A 23,214-nucleotide genomic window follows, 5' to 3' on the forward strand; every position below is an offset into this window, starting at 1 on the left:
GCGCCCAAAAAGCGCTAAGAGCGCTTTTTGGACGAAATGCTATATTTTATTTATGATTCAATCTGTTGAGCCAATTGGTTCAATTCCAGCGGCTTCAGGAGCGATATTTAACGTATCGGTCTGCTGCACATCATCTTCATCTTCAAGATCACGCATTTCAATCTCCTGATCGTCGCCCGACATAATTTTCACGTCGAGACCAAGACTTTGAAGCTCTTTGATCAATACTTTAAATGATTCAGGAACACCTGGTTCTGGAACGTTTTCGCCTTTGACAATCGCTTCGTATGTTTTTACACGTCCAACGATATCATCAGATTTTACGGTTAAGATCTCTTGCAATGTATAAGCGGCACCGTATGCTTCAAGTGCCCACACTTCCATCTCACCAAAGCGCTGGCCGCCGAACTGGGCTTTACCGCCAAGAGGCTGCTGTGTAACAAGGGAGTATGGTCCAGTTGAACGGGCATGTAGCTTATCGTCAACCATGTGCGCAAGCTTGATCATATACATGATTCCAACGGATACACGGTTGTCAAACGGCTCACCGTTGCGTCCATCGTACAAGACGGTTTTCGCATCACGGCTCATGCCGGCTTCTTCAATTGTTTCCCACACGTCATCCTCGGATGCACCATCGAATACCGGTGATGCAACATGAATGCCAAGGTAGCGCGCAGCCATACCTAAGTGAAGCTCAAGCACTTGTCCGATGTTCATACGGGACGGTACACCTAGTGGGTTAAGCATGATATCAACCGGTGTGCCATCTGGCAGGAACGGCATGTCTTCTTCAGGCAAAATACGGGAGATTACCCCTTTGTTACCGTGACGACCGGCCATTTTATCCCCTTCAGAAATCTTCCGCTTCTGAACGATGTAAACACGCACCAGTTGATTCACACCTGGTGGCAATTCATCCCCATCTTCACGGTTGAATACTTTGACATCAAGGACAATCCCGCTGCCGCCGTGAGGAACACGAAGTGATGTATCGCGCACTTCACGTGCTTTTTCACCGAAGATTGCATGAAGCAGGCGTTCTTCTGCCGTTAGTTCCGTAACCCCTTTAGGCGTTACTTTTCCGACAAGCAAATCTCCGTCTTTTACTTCCGCACCAACACGAATAATGCCGCGGTCGTCAAGATTGCGAAGCGCATCTTCACCAACGTTTGGAATATCACGTGTAATTTCTTCAGGTCCAAGCTTCGTATCACGTGATTCTGACTCGTATTCTTCAATATGAATCGATGTATAGACATCATCTTTTACAAGGCGCTCACTCATAATGATCGCATCTTCATAGTTGTAGCCATCCCATGTCATGAACGCAACGAGAACGTTACGGCCAAGGGCAAGTTCACCAAGCTCCATTGACGGGCCATCTGCTAAAATTTCGCCTTTTGTTACACGGTTGCCCACTGCAACAATTGGACGCTGGTTGTAGCAAGTTCCTTGGTTAGAACGGATGAATTTTTGCAGTTTATATTTATCAAGATCGCCTTTTATTTCCTGTCCATCTACTTCTTGAATGCGGCGGACAAAAATTTGGCGGGCTTCTACTCGTTCAACAATTCCCTCATGTTTGCAAATAACAGCAGCTCCAGAGTCTTTTGCAGATACGTATTCCATACCTGTTCCGACAATTGGCGCTTCCGGCTGCATCAATGGCACAGCCTGACGCTGCATGTTCGCTCCCATAAGAGCACGGTTGGAGTCATCATTTTCCAAGAACGGGATACATGCGGTCGCAGCCGATACGACCTGCTTCGGTGATACGTCCATGTAATCTGCACGCTCACGTTTGACGACGGTATTTTCACCGCGGAAACGGGCAACGACTTCTTCTTCAGCAAAAGACCCGTCATCGTTTAGAGGCACATTCGCCTGTGCGACAACATAGTTATCTTCTTCATCTGCTGTCAAATAATCTATGCGTTCCGTTACACACCCTGTATCTGGATCAACACGGCGGTACGGTGTTTCAATAAAGCCGAAACGGTTTACTTTCGCAAAAGATGACAATGAGTTGATCAACCCGATATTTGGACCCTCAGGTGTTTCAATTGGACACATACGGCCATAGTGGGAGTAATGAACGTCACGGACTTCAAAGCCTGCACGCTCACGTGTCAAACCACCCGGACCGAGCGCAGATAGACGGCGTTTATGCGTTAATTCACCAAGCGGATTCGTCTGATCCATGAACTGGGAAAGCTGAGAGCTTCCGAAAAACTCTTTAATTGACGCAATAACCGGACGGATGTTAATCAGCTGCTGCGGTGTGATCGTTTGCGTGTCTTGAATCGACATACGCTCGCGAACAACCCGTTCCATACGGGATAACCCGATACGGAATTGGTTTTGCAACAATTCCCCAACCGAACGAAGACGACGGTTGCCGAGGTGGTCAATATCGTCTGTATCGCCTACACCGTAAAGAAGGTTGAAGAAGTAACCGATTGACGCGATAATGTCTGCTGGTGTGATGTTCTTCACGTTCATTTCCGGGAAACCGTTGCCGATAATATTGATAACCTGCTCTTCTTCACTGTTTGGCGCATATACTTTAATTGTTTGAACGGTCATGTCATCTTCAATCACGCCGCCTGTTTGACGGTATGATTTAAATGAAGCGCCATTTTCCAGATGCGGGATGATTTTATCAAGTGCGCGGCGGTCAAGTACTGTGCCTGCTTCTGCGATAATCTCACCTGTTTCCGGATCTGCCAGCGTTTCGGCTAAACGTTGTCCGAACAAACGGTTTTTCGTGTGAAGCTTTTTATTCATTTTATAACGGCCTACGCTGGCAAGATCGTACCGTTTCGGGTCAAAGAAGCGGGAAACTAAAAGGCTTTTCGCATTTTCAACTGTCGGCGGTTCACCCGGGCGAAGACGCTCATAAATTTCAATAAGCGCTTTTTCCGTTGTTTCCGTGTTATCTTTTTCAAGCGTATTCCGTAAATATTCGTTATCACCAAGCAAATCGATGATTTCTTGATCAGTGCCAAACCCGAGCGCACGTAATAAAACCGTAATCGGCAATTTACGTGTCCGGTCGATACGAACATAAACGATATCTTTGGCGTCTGTTTCATACTCGAGCCACGCACCGCGGTTTGGAATAACAGTCGCAGTGAACCCTCGTTTTCCATTTTTGTCCAGTTTTCCGTTATAATATACACTCGGAGAACGAACGAGCTGGGAAACGATAACGCGCTCTGCACCGTTAATAATGAATGTTCCTGTTTCGGTCATAAGCGGAAAATCGCCCATAAAAACTTCTTGATCTTTCACTTCGCCCGTTTCTTTATTTAAAAGACGGACTTTCACGCGGAGCGGCGCAGAGTACGTAACATCACGCTCTTTCGACTCATCTACGGGATATTTCGGTTCTGCCAGGCTGTAATCGATAAATTCCAGTGCCAGATTACCTGTGAAATCTTCAATTGGAGAAATGTCCTGGAACATTTCACGCAGACCCTCATCAAGAAACCATTGATAGGAGGCTGTTTGAATTTCAATCAAATTCGGTAACTCTAATACTTCACTAATGCGCGCATAGCTTCTGCGCTGGCGGTGTCGTCCATACTGAACTAGTTGACCTGTCAACTGATTCACCCCTCAAATCAAGCGTTATTATTGCCTATAATTTATCTTTAGGCGGAGTATTTTCATACTCAACAAGACAAAAAGAAAAAGGTTTTGTCAAAGAAAACCTCATTTTTATCACAATTGGCCCTATTTTGTTGTCATTGTTCCCATTTCGGCAAAAAAATATTCTCATTGACAAATGGGCCCAAATATTATATTGGCATTTTACAATAATAGCATACGGTTTTTTTAGGGTCAATTATTTTTTCCCGCGCAAAATAAAATAGCCTTTCTCTTTCGCTGCAACTTCACATGAACCGGCCAGCCGTTCAATTTCTTTTATAGCAGATGGCGCTCCCTGTTTTTTCTGAATAACGACCCATAGTTCACCGCCATCTGAAAGTTTCGCAAACCCTGTTTGTAATATATCAAAAACAACTTGTTTACCCGCGCGGATCGGCGGATTTGTCAATACAGCCGCAAACCCTTCTTCCGACACGTTTTGCAACCGATCACTTTCATAGATATGCACATTGTCAACACGATTTCGTTTTGCATTTTCACGTGCCAGCACCAGCGCCCGGTCATTCACATCAATCATATGAATGGTTCGATTTGGCTGTTCGGAGGCGATCGAAAGGCCGATTGGACCATAACCGCAGCCCGCATCCAATATCGGTCCATCAATTTCCGGCCATTCAAATGTTTCAATCAGCAGCCTGGAACCGAAGTCTACCTCTGATTTTGAGAAAACACCGGAATCTGTTTCAAACGTATACGATTTGCCGCGCAATGTAAATGTGAAATGCTGCGGACGGTGCTCACTATTCGGGTTTTTGGAAAAATAATGGTCTCCCACAATCTATTTCCCCTTTCAATAAACAAAAGTCCGCTGTAAAACCAGCGGACTTTTGTGCCATTGCATCAAAGAATTACTTCACTTCTACAGAAGCGCCAACTTCTTCAAGTTTCGCTTTAAGCTCTTCAGCTTCTTCTTTCGCGATACCTTCTTTAAGCGCTTTTGGTGTGTTATCAACTAGCTCTTTCGCTTCTTTCAAGCCCAGACCTGTGATTTCGCGAACTGCTTTGATAACTTTGATTTTTTGGTCGCCTGCTCCAGCAAGGATAAGGTCGAATTCTGTTTGTTCTTCTGCTGCTGCGCCGCCTGCAGCACCTGCTGCTGCAACTGGCGCAGCTGCTGTTACGCCGAATTCTTCTTCGATTGCTTTTACAAGGTCGTTCAACTCAAGAACGGACATTTCTTTGATTGCTTCAATGATTTGCTCTTTAGACATTTTATATTTCCTCCTTAGTGTGTTTTAAAAATGTTTTTTTATTCGAATCCAGTTCCAGAGGCCAGATGCTCAAGGTCATAGGCTGTCCGAATCCAGCGGCTCAGGCCGCTTCCATCAGCCATCCTATGCTTGCCGCATCTAAACGGCCTCTTGCACTTTTTTATGCGCCTTGCTCTTCTTTTTGGTCGGCCACTGCTTTCGCTGCAAGAGCGAAGTTGCGGATTGGCGCTTGAAGAACGCTGAGTACCATAGAAAGAAGTCCTTCGCGTGATGGAAGTTCTGCAAGTGCTTTAACTTCCTCAACAGATACGAAGTTGCCTTCAAGAACACCCGCTTTGATTTCAAGTGCGTCATTTTTCTTCGCGAATTCATTCAAAATCTTCGCTGGAGCGACAACATCCTCAGCACCGAACGCGATTGCGTTTGGACCTGTAAGAAACTCTTGAAGTCCTTCAATGCCTGCCTGCTCAGCTGCACGGCGAGTCATTGTATTTTTGTATACTTTGAACTCAACGCCTGCTTCACGAAGCTGCTTACGAAGTTCCGTTACTTGTGCCACGGAAAGTCCGCGGTAGTCAACGATAACTGTCGATGGGCTGTTTTTTAGTTTGTCGGCGATTTCACCAACAAGTGCTTGCTTTTTCTCGATAACGCTGCTCATCTGCTACACCTCCTGTAATATTTGTACGAGCGGAACCGCTCATCATTTGATACCATCAGACGTAAAAAGGCCTCCGTATCCCGAAAGACACGGAGGCACGAAAAGCGGAAAAAGCCGCATAATCTATCTCGTTAGTCCTCGGCAGGATGATTAAGCGTAGAGCCCCTGCTGTCTTCGGTACAAATGTACATATGTGGTTAAGTGGATCAAGAACATAATGTTCTTATAACTCACGTTTGTGAGCCCAACAGATTTTACTTTAACAGAAAACCCTCACGTTGTCAACTTAGTTTTTAACTGCTGTGAAAGATGAAGCATCTACTTTTACGCCAGGACCCATTGTTGACGTAATAGCAATGTTTTTCATGTAAACGCCTTTTGCTGCAGAAGGCTTTACTTTCATCATTGTATCAAAAATCGCTGTAAAGTTTTCGATCAGCTTGCTGCTTTCAAATGAAACTTTACCAACTGGCACGTGAACGTTACCGGCTTTATCAACACGGTATTCCACTTTACCTGCTTTGATTTCTTGAATGGCTTTTGTAACGTCGAATGTAACTGTTCCTGTTTTCGGGTTCGGCATCAAGCCTTTTGGTCCGAGAACACGACCTAATTTACCAACTTCACCCATCATGTCAGGTGTTGCCACGATTACATCAAATTCAAACCAGCCTTGTTGGATTTTGTTAATGAAGTCGCTGTCGCCTACGTGGTCTGCACCCGCAGCTTCTGCTTCTTTTGCTTTTTCGCCTTTTGCAAATACAAGAACGCGTTGTGTTTTACCTGTTCCATTTGGAAGAACAAGCGCACCGCGGATTTGTTGATCCGCTTTTTTCGGGTCAACGCCAAGACGGAATGCCGCCTCAACTGTTGCATCAAATTTCACCGTGCTTGTTTGTTTTACAAGTTCGATTGCTTCTTCTACTGAATATTGTTTCGTGCGGTCAACGAGTTTCGCCGCATCTTGAAACTTTTTACCTTGTTTAGCCATGTTTTGTTTCCTCCTTATGTGGTTTTAGCGGAATTTACCTCCCACGAATAAAGGCTGCGAGTAAAGTATCCCTACTTCAATCGCAACCTCCAAAAAAACAGACAACTGATTAGTCTTCGATCACAATACCCATGCTGCGGGCAGTACCTTCAACCATACGCATAGCCGCTTCAACGTCTGCTGCGTTTAGATCAGGCATTTTTGTTTCAGCAATTTCACGCACTTTATCACGCTTAACCGTTGCAACTTTGTTGCGGTTCGGTTCTCCAGATCCTGATTCGATACCAGCCGCTTTTTTCAATAGAACAGCTGCAGGCGGAGTTTTTGTGATGAATGTAAATGAACGGTCTTCAAAAACCGAAATTTCAACCGGAATGATCAATCCTGCTTGATCTGCTGTGCGCGCATTGAATTCTTTACAGAATCCCATGATGTTAACACCAGCTTGACCGAGTGCCGGACCAACCGGCGGCGCAGGGTTTGCTTTACCTGCAGGAATTTGCAGTTTTACGACTTTAATTACTTTTTTAGCCACGAGACACACCTCCTTAAGTCCGTGATGTGGTACATGGGGCTTTGCCCCTCCCACTCTGTCTATCTTTATTTAGATAAAGATGATTATAAAATGAGTCTTAGGCAGTACAAGACATACTGACCTAAAAAATAGTATCACTTTCCACGCAAGATTTCAACCCATTTTTCAGGATAATTTATTCACTTGATCAAAATCAAGTTCAACCGGCGTTTCACGGCCAAACATATTGACGAGCACTTTCAGCTTGCCTTTATCCTGATCAATTTCTTCTACAACGCCTTCAAAATCTGCAAATGGACCGTCTTTCACGACAACGGTTTCACCAAGCTCATAGTCCGCATCATGACGGCGATCTTCCATTCCCATCTGTTTTAGAATGGATGTTACTTCATCCGGAAGAAGCGGAGTTGGCTTAGAGCCGTGACCAGCTGAGCCTACAAAACCTGTGACGCCCGGTGTATTTCGGACAACATACCATGAATCATCCGTCATAACGATTTCAACAAGGACGTAACCAGGAAACACTTTTCGTTTCGTAATTTTTTCTTTTCCGTTTTTAACATCGCGTTCTTCTTCCTCTGGTACGATGACACGAAAAATTTTATCCTGCATTGCCATTGACTCGACGCGTTTTTCTAAATTTGCTTTTACTTTATTCTCATACCCTGAATACGTGTGAACAACATACCAATTTTTTTCCATAGAAAGGGACTTGTGTCCTTCCCTCCTTTTTAAGATGAAAAGCGCAAGGCGCCTGTTTATCAGCGACAAGCATAAGATGGGCACTGACGGAGGCGTTTTATGCCTCCAGAAGGCTCCGCTTATGTTTATCGCTGATGGTGCTTGAAGCTAGACAAAAGTAAATTTGAACCAAATGAAAAAACCCGTTAAACGGGCTTTTCAGGTCCGCATGATGCGGGTCATAAAGGCGCTGACACAAGATGCGTCATTCCAATCATATTATCCATTATACCACGGAAAAAACACTGTGTATTCAAGTAATTTTTTAGACAGCTGTTACATTTCTAAAACCCAGCGGACGAGCGTCGAAATCCCGAGATCGACGACCGAGAAAAAAAGAGCAAGAAAAACTACTGTCGAAATGACGGTAATCGTATATGTCGTAAGCTCTTTTCGTTTCGGCCAGCTGACCTTGGCCAATTCAGAACGCACGTTACGGAAAAACTGCGTGATGCGTGACATTTGCTGAAACCTCCAAAAGAAATGCGCCGGTGTCATTTCGTCTGTTTATGCACAGTATGCTGATTGCAGACACCGCAAAATTTTTTTATTTCAAGGCGCTCGCCGCTGGTTATATTCACCGTCGTCGAGTAATTGCGTGATCCGCATATAGAACACGCAAGAGGCACTTTTTTCGCCATATTTATCACCTTACCATTTCAATTCTTAAAACGTATCATTGAAAGCGGTCTTTCGTCAAGTTTTCACTGAATGGTGATTTCTTTAAATTCCAAATACCGTTCCAGTTTCCGCTTTACTCGCTGCAGGGCATTATCGATTGATTTCACATGACGGTTCAACTGTTGTGAAATTTCCTGATACGAACGGCCGTCGAGGTAAAGAGCAAGCACCCGCCGCTCTAAATCACTTAAAAGCTCGTTCACTTTTCCTTCAATGCTTGAAAATTGCTCGCGGTTAATAATTAATTCCTGTGGGTCGCTCGCTTTTGTTCCTGTCAGCACATCCATAAGCGTCCGATCCGATTCTTCGTCATAAATCGGTTTATCGAGTGATACATAGGAATTAAGCGGGATATGTTTCTGGCGGGTGGCCGTTTTAATGGCGGTAATAATCTGCCGGGTAATGCACAGTTCGGCAAAAGCCCGAAACGTGCTAAGCTTGTCCCCTTTATAATCGCGGACAGCTTTATACAACCCGATCATGCCTTCTTGCACAATGTCTTCTTTATCGGCTCCAATTAGAAAATAGGAACGGGCTTTTGCCCTGACAAAATTCCTGTATTTATGAATGACAAAATCGAGGGCTTCGCTATTTCCGTTGTGCACAAGCTCCACTAGTTGTTCATCACTACACATATCCATCTCTGCACTTAATAAACGGTTCACGCCTACACATCCCCCTCCGCCTGTCAATCTTATCTAAGATTAGTATACAGTACCATTTTTTTCTTCGTCAATCTTTCATTTTTTTCCTCTGCGCCACTTTTCAAATGTTTCAGCAGTTTCCTTGCTGAGCGGAATTCTTGCATGCGGCTTGACCTCACTGATCTCGCCAAGGTTTTTTTGAATCGCTTTTTGTGTAATGGACAACTCTGTTAAAAGTTCCCGAGCCGAGATGCGGAGAGCCCCTTGTCCAAACACAGCCCATTGCTCTGTATAGTCAGATGTAGCCACTGTTACCTGGTCACGTACGTTATTTAATTCAATGGCCATTTTTTCAATCCGCTCATCCGCTGTTTCATTTTCGCGCGTGAAAATAACCTCTACTTTAGCATCACGGTATTTTTTTTCTGTTCCTTTAACGAAATGCGCATCAAACACAATGATCACACGGCATCCATGCACACCTTGATACTCTGCCATTAGGGTGACAAGGCGGTCGCGGGCGCCGGCAAAGTCTGTATCTTTTAGCCGGCGAAGCTCAGGCCAAGCACCAATCATGTTATAGCCGTCGACAAGGAGAATATCCATCGTCAGTTCTCCAGCGGATGACGCTTCCGGTACACCTCATACATGAGCAGCGATGCCGCAACTGAAGCATTGAGTGACGTAACGTGGCCGCTCATCGGCAGCTGAATGAGAAAATCACATTTTTCTTTGACGAGACGGCTTATGCCGCGGCCTTCGCTTCCAATAACAAGACAAAGCGGCATTGTCCCGTCAAAACGACGATAATCTTCCGCGCCTGTTGCATCCGTTCCTGCAATCCAAACACCGCGTTCTTTTAGTTCTTCTATCGTGCGGGCAAGATTCGTCACACGCGCCACCGGAATATATTCAATCGCACCTGTTGACGCTTTTGCGGCTGTTGCGGTTAAGCTGACCGACCGGCGCTTCGGAATAATAATGCCGTGTGCACTCACAGCGTCAGCTGTCCGCATAATCGAACCGAGATTATGCGGATCTTCCAGTTCATCCAGCAAAAGAAAAAATGGCGGCTGTCCGCTCTCTTCTGCTTTCATAAACAAGTCATCCAATTCGGCATATTGATACGCTGCCACTGATGCTGCAACTCCTTGATGATTTTCCGGCACCATTTGCTCGATTTTTCGCTTCGGCACTATTTGTACTGGAATGCCCAGCTCTTTTGCTTTCGTTAAAATTTGCTGAATCGATCCTTTTTGCGCACCTTCCTGCACCCATAGCTTATTAATATCGCGTCCGGCACGCAGCGCTTCCATGACGGGGTTTCGGCCCCCGATCCATTCCTGTTCCTGTGTCATCCGCTCGTCCCTCCATTCTCTAAGATGTCGTATATGATGGCTTCCATTCGTTCAAGCTGGCCAGTCAAAAATAAAAAACCGATGACCGCTTCAAATGCGGTACTGTGATTGTATGTCTGCACATCTGTGTTTTTCGGAATATGACCTGACTTTGCATTGCGGCCGCGCTTTGCTACAGTTATTTCTTCTTCGGTTAAAAAATTATTCTCGCGCAAGCGGTGAAGCTGAGCCGCCTGCGCTTTCGCTGATACAAATTTCGTCGAAGCCCGGTGCAGGTCATTCGGTTTTAGCCGGCCCGATTCCAGCAAAAATTTGCGTATATATACTTCGTATACAGCATCCCCCATATACGCAAGAGCCAGCCCATTCAGCTGTCTTGCGTCTTTTAACGGCTCTGCTAGCTGCTTCATCATCCGCGTCTCCACCGAATTCCTTGCGCTGTATCTTCAAGGATAATATTTAAGTCCTTCAGCTGATCACGAATGCTGTCAGCGCGGGAAAAATCCCGATTTTTACGCGCCTCGTTTCGCTGTTCAATCAACGCTTCAATTTCTTCATCAAGCAATTCTTCCTGCTGCACCTGCAGACCGAGTACGAAAAACATATCTTCAAATTTCGACAAAAAGGCATCAATAACGACAGCTGATGTATGCGCTTGGAGCAAATATACATTCGCATCTTTTGATAAATCAAATAGGACGGAAATGGCATTGGCCGTGTTAAAATCATCATCCATTTCTTGTAAGAAACGAACATGGTGGCTATCCACTTTTCCGACCCACTGATCGTCATGCTCTGTTAAATTGGTGCTTGATTCTTTCCGATGCTTTAGGTTTTTATAGGCAATTTTCAACCGGTCAAGCGACGCAGCTGCGCTGTCCAGCAAGTCTTTGTTGTAGTTGACTGGATTGCGGTAGTGAACAGACAGCATGAAAAAGCGGAGTACCTGCGGATCAATTTCTTTAATAATGTCATGCACAAGGACAAAGTTGCCCAGTGATTTCGACATTTTTTCATTATCAATATTAATATACCCATTGTGCAGCCAGTAGCGGGCAAACGGTTTGCCTGTCAATGCTTCTGATTGGGCAATTTCGTTTTCATGATGCGGGAATGTGAGGTCCTGGCCGCCGGCATGAATATCGATGGAATCACCGAGATATTTGCGCGCCATTGCAGAGCACTCAATGTGCCAGCCTGGGCGCCCTTCCCCCCACGGGCTGTTCCATGATATTTCTCCTTCTTTTGCTGCTTTCCATAAAACAAAATCAAGCGCATCGTCTTTTTTCTCGCCAGCGCCAATGCGGGCACCAACTTTTAATTCGTCAATCGATTGATGGGACAGCTTGCCATAGCCGTCAAATTTACGTGTCCGGTAATACACGTCGCCGCCAGACTCATATGCAAATCCTTTGTTGACCAGTTCTGAAATAAAATCAACGATCAGCTCAATGTTTTCTGTTACGCGCGGATGTACGTCTGCTTTTTGGCAGCCGAGCGCATGCGTGTCTTCAAAATACGCATTGATGAATCGTTCTGCAACAGCGGGAACTTCTTCCCCAAGTTCATTTGCTGCCCGGATCAGCTTGTCGTCCACATCCGTAAAATTTGATACGTATGTGACCTCATATCCACGGTATTGAAGATGCCGGCGTACCGTGTCAAACACGATCGCCGGCCGCGCGTTGCCGATATGAATGTAATTGTAAACGGTTGGTCCACACACATACATTTTTACTTTCCCCTTTTCCATTGGGACAAATTCTTCTTTACTGCGCGTCAGCGTATTGTACAATTTAACGGACATTCGTATGTTCCCCTCTCTTGATTTCTTCTTTTAAACGAACAATTTCTGCTTCCAGGCTTTTCAAGCGGTCAGCTACCGGGTCGGGCATGTTGCTGTGGTTCAAGTCTTTCACGGTTGGCTCTACCTTTTTTCCATTTTGCACAACAATTCGTCCTGGGATGCCAACGACTGTTGAATTCGGCGGCACGTCTTTTAAAACAACCGACCCAGCACCAATTCGTGCACATTCTCCAACGGTAATGGAACCGAGCACTTTAGCACCCGTTGCAATTAATGCCCCATCAAGAACAGTCGGATGTCGTTTTCCTTTTTCTTTACCGGTCCCGCCAAGCGTGACCCCTTGATACAGCGTTACATTATCGCCAATCTCACAAGTTTCTCCAATTACAACACCCATACCGTGGTCAATAAAAAGGCCGCGGCCAATCCGGGCGCCTGGATGAATTTCAATGCCCGTAAAAAAGCGGCTGATCTGTGAAATGACCCGGGCAATAAAATAAAATTTCCGTTTGTAAAATCCGTGTGCAAGCCGGTGCGACCAAATAGCGTGCAGACCTGAATACGTTAAAATTACCTCCAGATAGCTTCTCGCCGCCGGGTCCTGCTCAAAAATTGTATCAATATCTTGCTTTAACACCTTAAACATTTCCTTGCCACTCCTCTCAAACCCTTTTTCAGACATATAAAAAAACGCCTCTGATAGACAGAGACGTTTTGTACACGCGGTTCCACTCTGTTTGAAAAATGGCAGTGCCATCTTCCCAACTCCAAATTGATAACGGAATGTACCCGCCGCCGCTTACTTTTGTTCAGCCGCAGACTCAGAGGGGCATTTCTGCGGACAGAGAGGCCTAAACCGCTCGCAGCCATGGCGGTTCTCTCTGAAAGGCATCTGCCGCTTACTTTTCCTCTTCAACGTTTTTTGAATATATACTCTATTATATACAGGAAAGACGTTTAATCAAGAATGTTATTTAGTCTTTGCAGCACTTTTTCCCGGCCCAGCAGTTCGATCGCTTTTGGAAGATCCGGTCCATGCGTTTGTCCGGTGACTGCAGCTCGAATCGGCATAAATAACTTTTTCCCTTTATGCCCGGTCTCTTTTTGCACGTCTTTCATCGCTTTCTTCACACCGTCTGCTTCAAACGGATCAAGGGCAGCCGCTTTGTCCGCAAAAGCCCGAAGCACTTCCGGTACTTGTTCTTCTGCCAAAACGCCTTTTGCTTCGTCTTCGTAAGAAAGGTCTTCTTTAAAGAAAAGGTCTGCCAATTCGACAATTTCCGCACCATAGCTCATTTTTTCCTGGTACAGCGCGATTAAGTTTGTCACCCATTCTTCCTGTTCTGGGGAAAGAGAATCTTCAATCAAGCCCGCTTTTACAAGATGTGGGCGGGCAAGCTCAACAACCCGTTCCACTGACTGCTCTTTCATGTACTGATTGTTCATCCAAAGAAGCTTTTGTTTATCAAAAAATGCTGGTGATTTTGATAAACGATCCGCGTCAAACTGTTCGATAAACTGTTCTTTCGTATACATTTCTTCTTCTTCTTTCGGTGACCAGCCGAGCAGCGTAATGAAATTCAAGAGTGCTTCCGGCAAATAACCGAGTTCTTTATATTGTTCGATAAATTGAATAATCGACTCGTCACGCTTGCTTAATTTCTTCCGGCTTTCATTGACAATCAACGTCATATGGCCGAATACTGGCGGTTCAAAGCCCAGCGCTTTATAAATAAGCAGCTGCTTTGGTGTATTGGAAATATGATCATCGCCGCGAAGAACGTGGGTCATCTTCATTAAGTGGTCATCCACAGCTACCGCGAAGTTGTAGGTCGGCGTCCCATCCTGCTTTACAATGACAAAATCGCCGCCGATGCCATCAGAGTCGAAGGATACGTCCCCTTTAACTATATCATTAAAAGAAATGGTTTCACTTGACGGAACGAGGAAACGGATGCTTGGACGACGTCCTTCGGCTTCTAAGGCGGCTTGCTCTTCATTCGTCAAATGTCGACATTTCCCGGAGTAACCCGCAATCTCGTTTCGGTCTTGCTGCGCCTCACGCTCTGCTTCAAGCTCTTCCGCTGTACAGTAACATTTATACGCTTTGCCTTCTTTTAAAAGCTGTTCGTAATATTTTTTATATAAATCGTTACGCTCTGATTGGCGGTATGGTCCATACTCACCGCCAACATCGGGTCCTTCATCCCAATCAACGCCAAGCCATTTTAAATAGTCCAGCTGGCTTTGTTCGCCGCCTTCAATATTTCTCTTTTGGTCTGTATCTTCAATACGGATAATGAATGTTCCGCCAAGATTACGAGCATATAAATAATTAAAAAGCGCCGTCCGCGCGTTCCCAATATGTAAATGACCAGTCGGGCTCGGCGCGTAACGAACACGCACGTTATTTGTCATAGCTTTTTCCTCCGATGCTTTTTTACCTTTGTTTTTTTACTAATAGGACGGCGGCCTGCGAAGCAATCCCTTCGCCCCGTCCCGGGAATCCAAGTTTTTCTGTTGTTGTTGCTTTTACATTTACCTGATCTGTTTGTGCTTCAAGCAGCTGGGCAATTCGTTCTTGCATCGCGCCAATGTAAGGCGCCATTTTCGGCTTTTGGGCAATGATCGTACAGTCAATATTACCAAGCTCATAGCCTTTTTCTTTTACGAGCTGCCAAACATGCTCAAGCAGCTTCGCAGAATCCGCGTCTTTAAACGCTTCGTCTGTATCCGGAAAGTGACGGCCGATATCACCTTCTCCAATAGCACCGAGACAGGCATCCGCTACAGTATGAAGGAGCACATCAGCATCCGAGTGGCCGAGCAAGCCTTTTTCATGAGGAATGGTTACGCCGCCAATAATAAGCGGCCGCCCTTCTGTCAGCTGGTGTACATCAAATCCTTGTCCAATTCGAAACATTTTATTCACACCTGACTTTCGTTTCTTTTTGCTATAATCGCCCGGGCAAAGTATAAATCTTCGGGCGTCGTCAATTTAATATTATCATAATCACTTTCGACAATTTGAACAGGGTACCCGGTCCGTTCAACGAGCGATGATTCGTCTGTTCCTAAAAACTTCTCTTCTTCCGCTTTTCGCTGTGCGGCAAGGAGAACTGCTTTTTGAAAAGCTTGCGGTGTCTGCACAGACCAGAGACTCGCCCGATCCACCGTCTCAGAAACTGCACCGCTTTCCGCTTTTTTAATTGTGTCTTTTACCGGAACAGCTGCGATGGCAGCCCCGGTATTTCGGGCACTTTCGACGAGCAGGGTGATCGTTTCTTTTGTAATAAACGGCCTTGCCCCATCGTGAACGAGGACAATGTCTGATTCCGGCGGGAGTACTTTTAAGCCGCTGTAAACGCTATGCTGCCGCTCTTTTCCGCCGTCAGCCAATGCGCATACTTTTGTAATTTGATGCGCAGTTAGAAGCTGCTTAAATTCCATCCGTTCCTCAGGATGAACGGATAACACAATTCCTTTACAGAATGTGTCCGATTCAAACACAGCGAGCGTATGAATAATAAGCGGCCGTCCTTCAAGCTCAAGCAGCACTTTATTCATGCCAGCTTTCATGCGCTTCCCTTTTCCGGCAGCCGGAATCACGACATAATAATCCATTCGTTTAAACCTTTCCTTTCTCATCATGCATGCTTTGGTTTAGCAAAAATCATTCGGCCGGCAGATGTCTGCAGAACGCTTGTAACAATTACGTCAATATGCTTGCCGATAAAATCACGACCGTCTTCTACGACGATCATTGTTCCATCATCAAGATACGCAATGCCCTGGCGTTGCTCTTTTCCATCTTTAATTACTAGCACGTGCATTTCTTCTCCTGGAATGACGACCGGTTTTACCGCGTTTGCGAGATCGTTTATATTGAGCACCTGCACTTTTTGAAATTCACACACTTTGTTTAAATTAAAGTCATTCGTCACGACGATGCCGTCAATATCCTTTGCCAGCTTCACAAGTTTTGAATCTACTTCGTGAACATCTTCGTAATCTTTTTCCGTCATTTCCACATCAATCGGGACGTCTTTTTGCATGCGGTTTAAAATATCAAGTCCGCGGCGCCCTTTCGTTCTCTTTAATGTATCAGAAGAATCCGCGATATGCTGTAATTCTTCAAGGACAAATTGTGGGATAACAATCGTTCCATCTAAAAAGCCTGTCTCACAGATGTCCGCAATCCGTCCGTCAATAATGACGCTTGTATCCAAGATTTTAAACGACTTGGCTGGCGGCGCCGGTAATACTTCTTCTGCCTGAACTTCTTTCCGTTTTGATGCTTTACTAGATGAAAAAAGAGATGTCAGCTCATCACGGCGTTTAAATCCGAACTGGAAGCCGAGATATCCTAGCCCAATGGTCAAAAGAATTGGAACGACCGTATTGACGATTGGCAGCTGAAGCTGTGAAAGCGGGATGCCGACCAGCATTGCAACAAGCAGGCCTACCAATAACCCGAGTCCACCAGTGACGATATCTGTCAACGGCGCATTTACGATCCGATCTTCAATCCACTTAATAAACTCCACGATGTAGTCTACCGCCCAAAATGTAAGCAGGTAGAAAAGGAGTGCCCCTAAAAGCGCTGTTACATATGGGTTGTTTATAAATGGATGATCAAGATGAAAATAAAGAAATAAGTCCGAAAGAAGAAATACGCCAAGCGTACCACCTAAAATAATGAACCCACCCTGTACAAGACGCTTCAACATATTTATTTCACCTCCTATTCTTTTTATTATAAACACGTTTCGAGCCCCGCGCTATTAATACGAGACTCGAATACGATTAGTTTCATTTTCTTATTTGCCAAATACCGTTTTCAGCGCTTCATTCACCGTTGACACACCAATGATCTCTATACCTGCGGGAGCTGCCCAGCCGCCGATATTATTTGCTGGCACAATAACGCGGGTAAAGCCAAGTTTTGCTGCTTCATTTACACGCTGCTCAATGCGTGACACACGCCGCACTTCACCAGTCAGGCCCACTTCACCTATCAAACAATCAGCAGCACCTGTCGGCTCATCCCGAAAGCTGGACGCAATGCTTACGGCTACTGCCAGGTCAATCGCCGGTTCATCCAGCTTTACACCGCCTGCAACCTTTAAATAAGCATCTTGGTTTTGCAGGAGAAGACCAACTCTTTTTTCAAGTACAGCCATAATAAGCGTGACCCGGTTGTGATCAATCCCTGTTGCCATCCGCCTTGGATTACCGAATACGGTTGGCGAAATGAGCGCTTGTATTTCCACAAGCACCGGCCTTGTCCCTTCCATGGAAGCGACAACTGTAGAACCGGATGTTCCTTTCGTCCGTTCTTCTAAGAAAATTTCAGATGGATTTGCTACTTCTTCAAGACCGGCTTCTTTCATTTCAAAAATACCCATTTCATTCGTTGATCCGAACCGGTTTTTTACCGCACGCAAAATACGATACGTATGATGGCGCTCTCCTTCAAAATAAAGAACTGTATCAACCATATGCTCAAGCAGTCGAGGCCCGGCAATGGCCCCTTCTTTCGTCACATGCCCGACAATGAAAATAGCAATGTTGTTCATTTTAGCAATGCGCATTAATTCGGCTGTACATTCACGTACTTGCGATACACTGCCTGGCGCGGACGTTACTTCCGGATGGTGAACGGTTTGAATGGAGTCAATGATCACGAATTCCGGCTTCATGTTTTCGATAGCTGAATGAATAAGCTGCAAATTTGTTTCCGCATAAATATAAAGACTCTTATCGTTAATCCCCATGCGAGACGCCCGCATTTTTGTTTGCTTAACCGATTCCTCACCCGATATGTACAGTACATTGCTTCCTTTTGAAGAAAGCTGGGAAGAAACTTGCAAAAGAAGGGTTGATTTCCCTATTCCTGGATCACCGCCAATTAAAACAAGTGAGCCAGGTACAACACCGCCGCCTAACACGCGGTTTAATTCTTTTAAGTCCGTTTCGACTCTCGGTTCCTGGGACGTTTCTACGTCAATCAACCGGGATGGCTTGTCCATGACGGTATCTGAATGCATAAAAGTCCGCTTCGGTTTTCCGGTAATCTCCATTTCTTCAACCATTTGATTCCATTGACCGCAGCCTGGGCATTTTCCCATCCATTTTGGTGATTCATATCCACAAGACCCACAGACAAATTTTGTTTTTGCTTTAGCCAAATTTCTGCTCCTTTCCATAAAAAACGGCGGGTCCATGATAGACCCGCCGAATAATTAGTATTGCGTTACGAAGCTGATCCAGCTGCTGTGCGAACGATAAAGTCTCCTTTTTCATCTACATCAACAACAACTTGCTGTCCGGTTAACACATTGCCTTTTAGTAACTCTTCTGACAATCTGTCCTCTACTTGCTTTTGAAGAGCCCGGCGCAATGGACGTGCACCATATTCCGGATCATATCCTTCATCCGCAATTTTTTCCTTCGCTTTATCTGTCAGTTCTACATTAATGTCCTGCTCTTTCAAACGTGCTGTCAACTGATCCGTCATAAGGGTAACAATTTCTTTCAAATGTTTCTTTTCAAGCGCATGGAACACGATAATTTCATCGATACGATTCAGGAATTCTGGACGGAATGCACGTTTTAATTCTTCCATCACTTTTCCTTTCATATCTTTATGATCCTGCGTTGCGTCTTGAATATTAAAGCCAACATATTTATTTTTTTGCAGTGACTGTGCCCCAACATTTGATGTCATAATGAGCACAGTGTTGCGGAAGTCAACAGTCCGGCCTTTTGAATCTGTTAAGCGGCCGTCCTCAAGCACTTGAAGCAAAATGTTGAACACATCCGGATGCGCTTTTTCAATTTCATCAAGCAGCACCACCGAATACGGCTTGCGGCGGATTTTCTCTGTCAGCTGACCGCCTTCTTCATAGCCTACATAACCTGGAGGCGAACCGACTAAACGAGATGTTGAATGTTTCTCCATGTATTCAGACATATCAATACGAATCATCGCATCTTCATCACCAAACATTGATTCAGCGAGCGCTTTAGCAAGTTCTGTTTTCCCGACACCTGTTGGTCCGAGGAAAATAAAAGAACCGATTGGACGCTTTGGATCTTTGAGTCCGGCACGAGCGCGGCGGACAGCTTTAGAAATAGACGTGACTGCCTCTTCCTGGCCAATTAAGCGGGAATGAAGAATTTCCTCCAAGTTCAGCAGGCGATCGGTTTCCGTTTGAGCGAGCTTCGACACCGGAATTCCTGTCCAGCTTGAGACAACCATCGCGATATCTTCCATCGTTACTTCACTGTTTTCTGTACCCTGCTTTTCCTTCCAGCTGTTTTTCGTTTGTTCCAGCTCTTCACGAAGTTTCTGCTCGGCATCACGCAATGAAGCCGCTTTTTCAAACTCCTGGCTTTGAACCGCAGAATCTTTTTCATGCTTCAGTGCTTCCAGTTTCACTTCCAGCTCTTTTAAATTCGGCGGTGTTGTAAAGGAGCGAAGACGAACTTTTGAACCCGCTTCATCGATTAAATCGATCGCTTTATCCGGAAGAAACCGGTCAGAAATATAACGGTCGGACATTTTCACAGCTGCTTCAATCGCTTCGTCTAAAATCGCTACACGGTGATGCGCTTCGTAGCGGTCACGCAGCCCTTTTAAAATTTGAATAGATTCGTCAAGCGTTGGTTCATCCACTTGAATCGGCTGGAAACGGCGCTCCAGTGCGGCATCTTTTTCAATGTATTTCCGGTACTCATCGAGTGTTGTTGCTCCGATGCACTGCAGCTCTCCGCGTGCAAGCGATGGTTTTAAAATATTTGACGCATCAATTGCGCCTTCTGCTCCACCAGCGCCAATCAATGTGTGCAGTTCATCAATGAACAAAATAATGTTGCCTGCCTGGCGAATTTCATCCATTACTTTTTTAAGACGGTCTTCAAATTCACCGCGATATTTTGTTCCCGCTACAACTGTTCCCATATCAAGTGTCATAACCCGCTTATTACGCAGCGTCTCCGGTACTTCATTGTTAATAATCTGTTGGGCCAGACCTTCAGCAATGGCTGTTTTACCGACCCCCGGCTCACCGATTAAAACAGGATTGTTTTTCGTGCGGCGGCTTAATACTTCAATAACACGCTGAATTTCTTTACTGCGGCCAATGACCGGATCAAGGCTTCCTTCACGAGCAATGACCGTTAAATCACGGGCAAGACCATCAAGTGTCGGTGTGCTCACATTCGATGCCTGTCCTCCTTGGCTTCCTCCAGATTCACTGCTTCCAAGCAGCTGCAGCACTTGCTGGCGCGCTTTGTTCAAACTGACACCGAGATTGCCAAGTACCCGCGCTGCTACACCTTCACCTTCACGAATAAGACCAAGTAAAATGTGCTCTGTTCCTACATAAGAGTGACCTAATTTCCGCGCTTCATCCATTGAAAGCTCAATCACTTTTTTCGCACGCGGCGTATAATGAACCGTTTTGGAAGCACCGTCACCTTTTCCAATCAATTCTTCTACTTCTTCTTGGATCTTTTCCGCGCTAAGACCTAAACCATAAAGCGCTTTTGCGGCAATTCCTTCACCTTCACGAACGAGGCCGAGTAAGATGTGTTCTGTTCCAATGTTATTGTGGCCCAGACGAATCGCTTCTTCCTGCGCTAATGCCAATACCTTTTGTGCTCTCTCTGTAAAACGTCCAAACATCATATCCATTTCCCCCTTATCTCAATTCGTTCCTTCAAATTCAAGCCGTTCACGAATTAGTGCCGCCCGACGAATATCCCGCTCTTCCGCCCGAAGCGGCCCGCCTGCATATTGCTGCAGAAAGCCCGGCTGTGTTAAAACCATTAACTCACTTAAAATGCTTTTCGATATATGAGTAATATACCCCAAATCAATCCCTAACCTAACATCTGACAGACATTGAAACGCTTCACTTGTTTCGATAACACGGCTGTTGGACAAAATTCCATAAGACCGAAAAATACGGTCTTCCAGCTGCGTAGGGGACGTCTGCATTAATGCATCACGAGCAGATTGCTCACGAGACATTAACTCATGGACGATACTATCAAGATCATTAATAATATCTTCTTCTGATTTACCCAGTGTCAACTGGTTTGAAATTTGAAAGATGTTACCTAAAGCTTCGCTTCCTTCCCCGTAAATTCCTCTAACAACAAGCCCTAATTGACTAATTGCCGGGATAATCCGGTTCATCTGACGCGTCAACACTAAACCGGGTAAGTGAATCATTACGGATGCGCGGAGCCCTGTGCCCACATTTGTCGGACAAGCAGTTAAATAACCCTTTTTTTCATCAAAAGCATATTGCACTTGTTGTTCAATCACATCGTCAATTCGATTTGCCTTATCCAGCGTTTCTTTTAGCTGCAAACCCGAAGCAAGACACTGAATACGCACATGGTCTTCTTCATTTACCATAATACTTACATCTTCTTGGTCTGAAATAAGCGCCGCGCCGTAGAGAGACGTTTCCGCTAGAAAGGGGCTGATTAAATGTTTTTCCACCAGGACTCTTTTTTGAAGCGATGACAAATCTTCCATTTTTAAAAGTTCGAGAGATAACTTATCAAAAGCGGCTTCGTTTATTCGTTCCACCACTTTTTTGGCTTCTTCCAGTGCAAAGATTGTTGGAAACATAACGTTATCTAAATTACGAGCCAGCCTCACACGAGTACTGAGCACAACATCCGAGTCAGGACCCGTACCGCTCATCCAGGCACTTGTTTGTTGATTTATAAATCGTTCAAGAGACATTACTGAACGCCCCCTTCATCCAGCAATTTCTTTTCCAGCGCATGGATTTCATCACGAACATTCGCCGCCTGTTCAAAATGTTCATTTGTTATCATTTCCTGAAGCTGTTCACGTAATTGCTGGAGCTCTTTTTGTAAATGAAGAGTACCGCCCATACGTGCTGGAATCTTTCCATGGTGAATAGTATTACCACCATGGAGGCGTTTTAAAATAGATGACAGCTTTGAATCAAATGATTGGTAACATTGAGCACAGCCAAACTTGCCACTTTGCAGGAATTGCTGGAATGTCATATGGCAGTTTTCGCAATGTATTTCTTTTTGATGAAACGAAGGGTTTGAAGCAAAATGTGGCTCCGGATTAAATAGTCCTCCCAATAAGTTGTTTAAAGAAAAAGCGGGATGTCCACTAAATAAATGCTCTCCCTTCTCCTGTGCACAATGCTCACACAAATAAACTTCCCTCATTTCCCCATTCACCGTCTTAGTGAAATGGAGTGCTGCTGGCCGCTCATGGCATTCTTGACATATCAACTTCCCCACCTGCCTTACACATATTTAAGTGATGCTAAAAAAGACTTCATCATTCTTGCTCTCAATTCATCCCGTTCGGGTAATTCAGTATTGAGCACGGAACGTTCCATTACTCCTACCATTAATTTCGCTTCACGGGTGGAAATTACCTCTTCTTCAAGCAGACGATACACAAAATTTTCCGCGCTGGCTTGTGAAAGTCCAGTGCCGACAAGTCCAAGCAGTTGATCCAGTAAGTCACTTTGTTCATGGACGGTCACTTTAATAATTCTGATGTAGCCACCGCCGCCCCTTTTGCTTTCGACTACATATCCACGTTCGATAGTAAACCGAGTATTAATGACATAGTTAATTTGAGAAGGGACACATTGAAATTTATCAGCGATTTCGCTTCTTTTAATTTCAACGATTTCGCTTCCATTAAGTTCGAGTACTTGTTTCAAATACTGTTCAATAATATCAGAAACGTTTCTCATTGGTTTCCCCACCTTGACCTTGACTATATTTGACGATAATTATAAAGGATAGAATATATTCTTTGCAATGATTTTGCTTTTAAACACAAAAAAGACAACCTGAATATTCAAGTTGTCCTGTCGTGCCAG

At 45.0% G+C, this 23,214-nt stretch carries 24 protein-coding genes and 2 other annotated features; all 24 genes read right to left on the reverse strand.

The window, feature by feature from the left end; translation table 11 throughout:
- Positions 1-57 precede the first annotated feature (57 nt).
- Positions 58-3,612, reverse strand: coding sequence for a DNA-directed RNA polymerase subunit beta (gene rpoB, locus BA724_RS04230; protein ID WP_069937434.1), 3,555 nt, complete (start codon positions 3,610-3,612; stop codon positions 58-60).
- Positions 3,613-3,853: 241 nt separating this feature from the next.
- Positions 3,854-4,453, reverse strand: a complete 600-nt coding sequence (locus tag BA724_RS04235) for a class I SAM-dependent methyltransferase (RefSeq protein ID WP_069937435.1) — start codon at positions 4,451-4,453, stop codon at positions 3,854-3,856.
- Between the two features lie 73 nt (positions 4,454-4,526).
- On the reverse strand, positions 4,527-4,889 hold the full coding sequence (rplL, locus tag BA724_RS04240; RefSeq protein WP_069937436.1) for a 50S ribosomal protein L7/L12: 363 nt from the start codon (positions 4,887-4,889) through the stop codon (positions 4,527-4,529).
- A gap of 160 nt (positions 4,890-5,049) precedes the next feature.
- Entirely contained in the window at positions 5,050-5,550 is a 501-nt protein-coding gene (rplJ, locus tag BA724_RS04245; RefSeq protein ID WP_045851843.1) for a 50S ribosomal protein L10, read from the reverse strand.
- 55 nt (positions 5,551-5,605) lie between these two features.
- Positions 5,606-5,746, reverse strand: a sequence feature (ribosomal protein L10 leader region).
- A gap of 90 nt (positions 5,747-5,836) precedes the next feature.
- Positions 5,837-6,541 (reverse strand): 50S ribosomal protein L1, encoded by a 705-nt coding sequence (gene rplA / locus BA724_RS04250; RefSeq protein ID WP_069937437.1) that lies wholly within the window; start codon positions 6,539-6,541, stop codon positions 5,837-5,839.
- A 109-nt stretch (positions 6,542-6,650) separates the two neighbouring features.
- The gene (gene rplK, locus BA724_RS04255; RefSeq protein ID WP_045851841.1) at positions 6,651-7,076 is read right to left on the reverse strand and encodes a 50S ribosomal protein L11; all 426 of its coding nucleotides are present in this window, start codon (positions 7,074-7,076) and stop codon (positions 6,651-6,653) included.
- Positions 7,077-7,241: 165 nt separating this feature from the next.
- Complete coding sequence (nusG, locus tag BA724_RS04260; RefSeq protein WP_069937438.1) at positions 7,242-7,778, reverse strand: transcription termination/antitermination protein NusG; 537 nt, start codon at positions 7,776-7,778, stop codon at positions 7,242-7,244.
- Between the two features lie 315 nt (positions 7,779-8,093).
- Entirely contained in the window at positions 8,094-8,279 is a 186-nt protein-coding gene (secE, locus tag BA724_RS04265) for a preprotein translocase subunit SecE (protein WP_069937439.1), read from the reverse strand.
- A gap of 32 nt (positions 8,280-8,311) precedes the next feature.
- Entirely contained in the window at positions 8,312-8,458 is a 147-nt protein-coding gene (gene rpmG, locus BA724_RS17815) for a 50S ribosomal protein L33 (protein ID WP_083256052.1), read from the reverse strand.
- 63 nt (positions 8,459-8,521) lie between these two features.
- On the reverse strand, positions 8,522-9,139 hold the full coding sequence (gene sigH, locus BA724_RS04270; RefSeq protein WP_069937452.1) for an RNA polymerase sporulation sigma factor SigH: 618 nt from the start codon (positions 9,137-9,139) through the stop codon (positions 8,522-8,524).
- Positions 9,140-9,238: 99 nt separating this feature from the next.
- Positions 9,239-9,748 carry an NYN domain-containing protein gene (locus BA724_RS04275; RefSeq protein WP_069937440.1) on the reverse strand — a complete coding sequence of 170 codons (510 nt, stop codon included), beginning with the start codon at positions 9,746-9,748 and terminating at the stop codon, positions 9,239-9,241.
- Positions 9,749-9,750: 2 nt separating this feature from the next.
- Positions 9,751-10,500 (reverse strand): 23S rRNA (guanosine(2251)-2'-O)-methyltransferase RlmB, encoded by a 750-nt coding sequence (gene rlmB, locus BA724_RS04280; RefSeq protein WP_069937441.1) that lies wholly within the window; start codon positions 10,498-10,500, stop codon positions 9,751-9,753.
- The gene (locus BA724_RS04285; RefSeq protein ID WP_281181989.1) at positions 10,497-10,910 is read right to left on the reverse strand and encodes a Mini-ribonuclease 3; all 414 of its coding nucleotides are present in this window, start codon (positions 10,908-10,910) and stop codon (positions 10,497-10,499) included. Before BA724_RS04285 ends, rlmB begins: the two co-directional genes overlap by 4 nt.
- A complete protein-coding gene (gene cysS, locus BA724_RS04290) occupies positions 10,910-12,307 on the reverse strand; it encodes a cysteine--tRNA ligase (protein WP_069937443.1) in 1,398 nt (465 codons plus the stop codon). Before cysS ends, BA724_RS04285 begins: the two co-directional genes overlap by 1 nt.
- Positions 12,297-12,989 carry a serine O-acetyltransferase gene (gene cysE, locus BA724_RS04295; protein ID WP_083256053.1) on the reverse strand — a complete coding sequence of 231 codons (693 nt, stop codon included), beginning with the start codon at positions 12,987-12,989 and terminating at the stop codon, positions 12,297-12,299. Before cysE ends, cysS begins: the two co-directional genes overlap by 11 nt.
- A 20-nt stretch (positions 12,990-13,009) precedes the next feature.
- Positions 13,010-13,232: a binding site (T-box leader), on the reverse strand.
- 32 nt (positions 13,233-13,264) lie between these two features.
- On the reverse strand, positions 13,265-14,725 hold the full coding sequence (gene gltX / locus BA724_RS04300) for a glutamate--tRNA ligase (protein ID WP_069937444.1): 1,461 nt from the start codon (positions 14,723-14,725) through the stop codon (positions 13,265-13,267).
- A 22-nt stretch (positions 14,726-14,747) separates the two neighbouring features.
- Positions 14,748-15,230 (reverse strand): 2-C-methyl-D-erythritol 2,4-cyclodiphosphate synthase, encoded by a 483-nt coding sequence (ispF, locus tag BA724_RS04305; RefSeq protein WP_069937445.1) that lies wholly within the window; start codon positions 15,228-15,230, stop codon positions 14,748-14,750.
- 5 nt (positions 15,231-15,235) lie between these two features.
- A complete protein-coding gene (gene ispD, locus BA724_RS04310) occupies positions 15,236-15,931 on the reverse strand; it encodes a 2-C-methyl-D-erythritol 4-phosphate cytidylyltransferase (RefSeq protein ID WP_069937446.1) in 696 nt (231 codons plus the stop codon).
- 23 nt (positions 15,932-15,954) lie between these two features.
- A complete protein-coding gene (locus BA724_RS04315; protein WP_069937447.1) occupies positions 15,955-17,037 on the reverse strand; it encodes a PIN/TRAM domain-containing protein in 1,083 nt (360 codons plus the stop codon).
- Positions 17,038-17,127: 90 nt separating this feature from the next.
- Positions 17,128-18,498: a DNA repair protein RadA gene (radA, locus tag BA724_RS04320; RefSeq protein WP_069937453.1), complete on the reverse strand. Its 1,371-nt coding sequence runs from the start codon at positions 18,496-18,498 to the stop codon at positions 17,128-17,130.
- Between the two features lie 65 nt (positions 18,499-18,563).
- On the reverse strand, positions 18,564-21,002 hold the full coding sequence (gene clpC, locus BA724_RS04325) for an ATP-dependent protease ATP-binding subunit ClpC (RefSeq protein WP_069937448.1): 2,439 nt from the start codon (positions 21,000-21,002) through the stop codon (positions 18,564-18,566).
- Between the two features lie 18 nt (positions 21,003-21,020).
- Positions 21,021-22,076: a protein-arginine kinase McsB gene (gene mcsB, locus BA724_RS04330; protein WP_069937449.1), complete on the reverse strand. Its 1,056-nt coding sequence runs from the start codon at positions 22,074-22,076 to the stop codon at positions 21,021-21,023.
- Positions 22,076-22,609, reverse strand: a complete 534-nt coding sequence (gene mcsA / locus BA724_RS04335; RefSeq protein WP_069937450.1) for a protein-arginine kinase activator protein McsA — start codon at positions 22,607-22,609, stop codon at positions 22,076-22,078. Before mcsA ends, mcsB begins: the two co-directional genes overlap by 1 nt.
- Before the next feature lie 14 nt (positions 22,610-22,623).
- Positions 22,624-23,085 carry a CtsR family transcriptional regulator gene (locus BA724_RS04340; protein WP_069937451.1) on the reverse strand — a complete coding sequence of 154 codons (462 nt, stop codon included), beginning with the start codon at positions 23,083-23,085 and terminating at the stop codon, positions 22,624-22,626.
- Positions 23,086-23,214: the final 129 nt, after the last annotated feature.

The sequence above is a fragment of the Domibacillus iocasae genome (assembly GCF_001750285.1).
Taxonomy (GTDB): Bacteria; Bacillota; Bacilli; order Bacillales; family Domibacillaceae; genus Domibacillus; species Domibacillus iocasae.

Coding starts and splice junctions, on each gene's coding strand:
- rplL (WP_069937436.1), bottom strand. CDS start 4,889: ATGTCTAAAGAGCAAATCATTGAAGCAATCAAAGAAATGTCCGTTCTT.
- rplJ (WP_045851843.1), bottom strand. CDS start 5,550: ATGAGCAGCGTTATCGAGAAAAAGCAAGCACTTGTTGGTGAAATCGCC.
- rplA (WP_069937437.1), bottom strand. CDS start 6,541: ATGGCTAAACAAGGTAAAAAGTTTCAAGATGCGGCGAAACTCGTTGAC.
- nusG (WP_069937438.1), bottom strand. CDS start 7,778: ATGGAAAAAAATTGGTATGTTGTTCACACGTATTCAGGGTATGAGAAT.
- secE (WP_069937439.1), bottom strand. CDS start 8,279: ATGTCACGCATCACGCAGTTTTTCCGTAACGTGCGTTCTGAATTGGCC.
- rpmG (WP_083256052.1), bottom strand. CDS start 8,458: ATGGCGAAAAAAGTGCCTCTTGCGTGTTCTATATGCGGATCACGCAAT.
- sigH (WP_069937452.1), bottom strand. CDS start 9,139: ATGGATATGTGTAGTGATGAACAACTAGTGGAGCTTGTGCACAACGGA.
- BA724_RS04275 (WP_069937440.1), bottom strand. CDS start 9,748: ATGGATATTCTCCTTGTCGACGGCTATAACATGATTGGTGCTTGGCCT.
- rlmB (WP_069937441.1), bottom strand. CDS start 10,500: ATGACACAGGAACAGGAATGGATCGGGGGCCGAAACCCCGTCATGGAA.
- BA724_RS04285 (WP_281181989.1), bottom strand. CDS start 10,910: ATGAAGCAGCTAGCAGAGCCGTTAAAAGACGCAAGACAGCTGAATGGG.
- cysS (WP_069937443.1), bottom strand. CDS start 12,307: ATGTCCGTTAAATTGTACAATACGCTGACGCGCAGTAAAGAAGAATTT.
- cysE (WP_083256053.1), bottom strand. CDS start 12,989: ATGTCTGAAAAAGGGTTTGAGAGGAGTGGCAAGGAAATGTTTAAGGTG.
- gltX (WP_069937444.1), bottom strand. CDS start 14,725: ATGACAAATAACGTGCGTGTTCGTTACGCGCCGAGCCCGACTGGTCAT.
- ispF (WP_069937445.1), bottom strand. CDS start 15,230: ATGTTTCGAATTGGACAAGGATTTGATGTACACCAGCTGACAGAAGGG.
- ispD (WP_069937446.1), bottom strand. CDS start 15,931: ATGGATTATTATGTCGTGATTCCGGCTGCCGGAAAAGGGAAGCGCATG.
- BA724_RS04315 (WP_069937447.1), bottom strand. CDS start 17,037: ATGTTGAAGCGTCTTGTACAGGGTGGGTTCATTATTTTAGGTGGTACG.
- clpC (WP_069937448.1), bottom strand. CDS start 21,002: ATGATGTTTGGACGTTTTACAGAGAGAGCACAAAAGGTATTGGCATTA.
- mcsB (WP_069937449.1), bottom strand. CDS start 22,076: ATGTCTCTTGAACGATTTATAAATCAACAAACAAGTGCCTGGATGAGC.
- BA724_RS04340 (WP_069937451.1), bottom strand. CDS start 23,085: ATGAGAAACGTTTCTGATATTATTGAACAGTATTTGAAACAAGTACTC.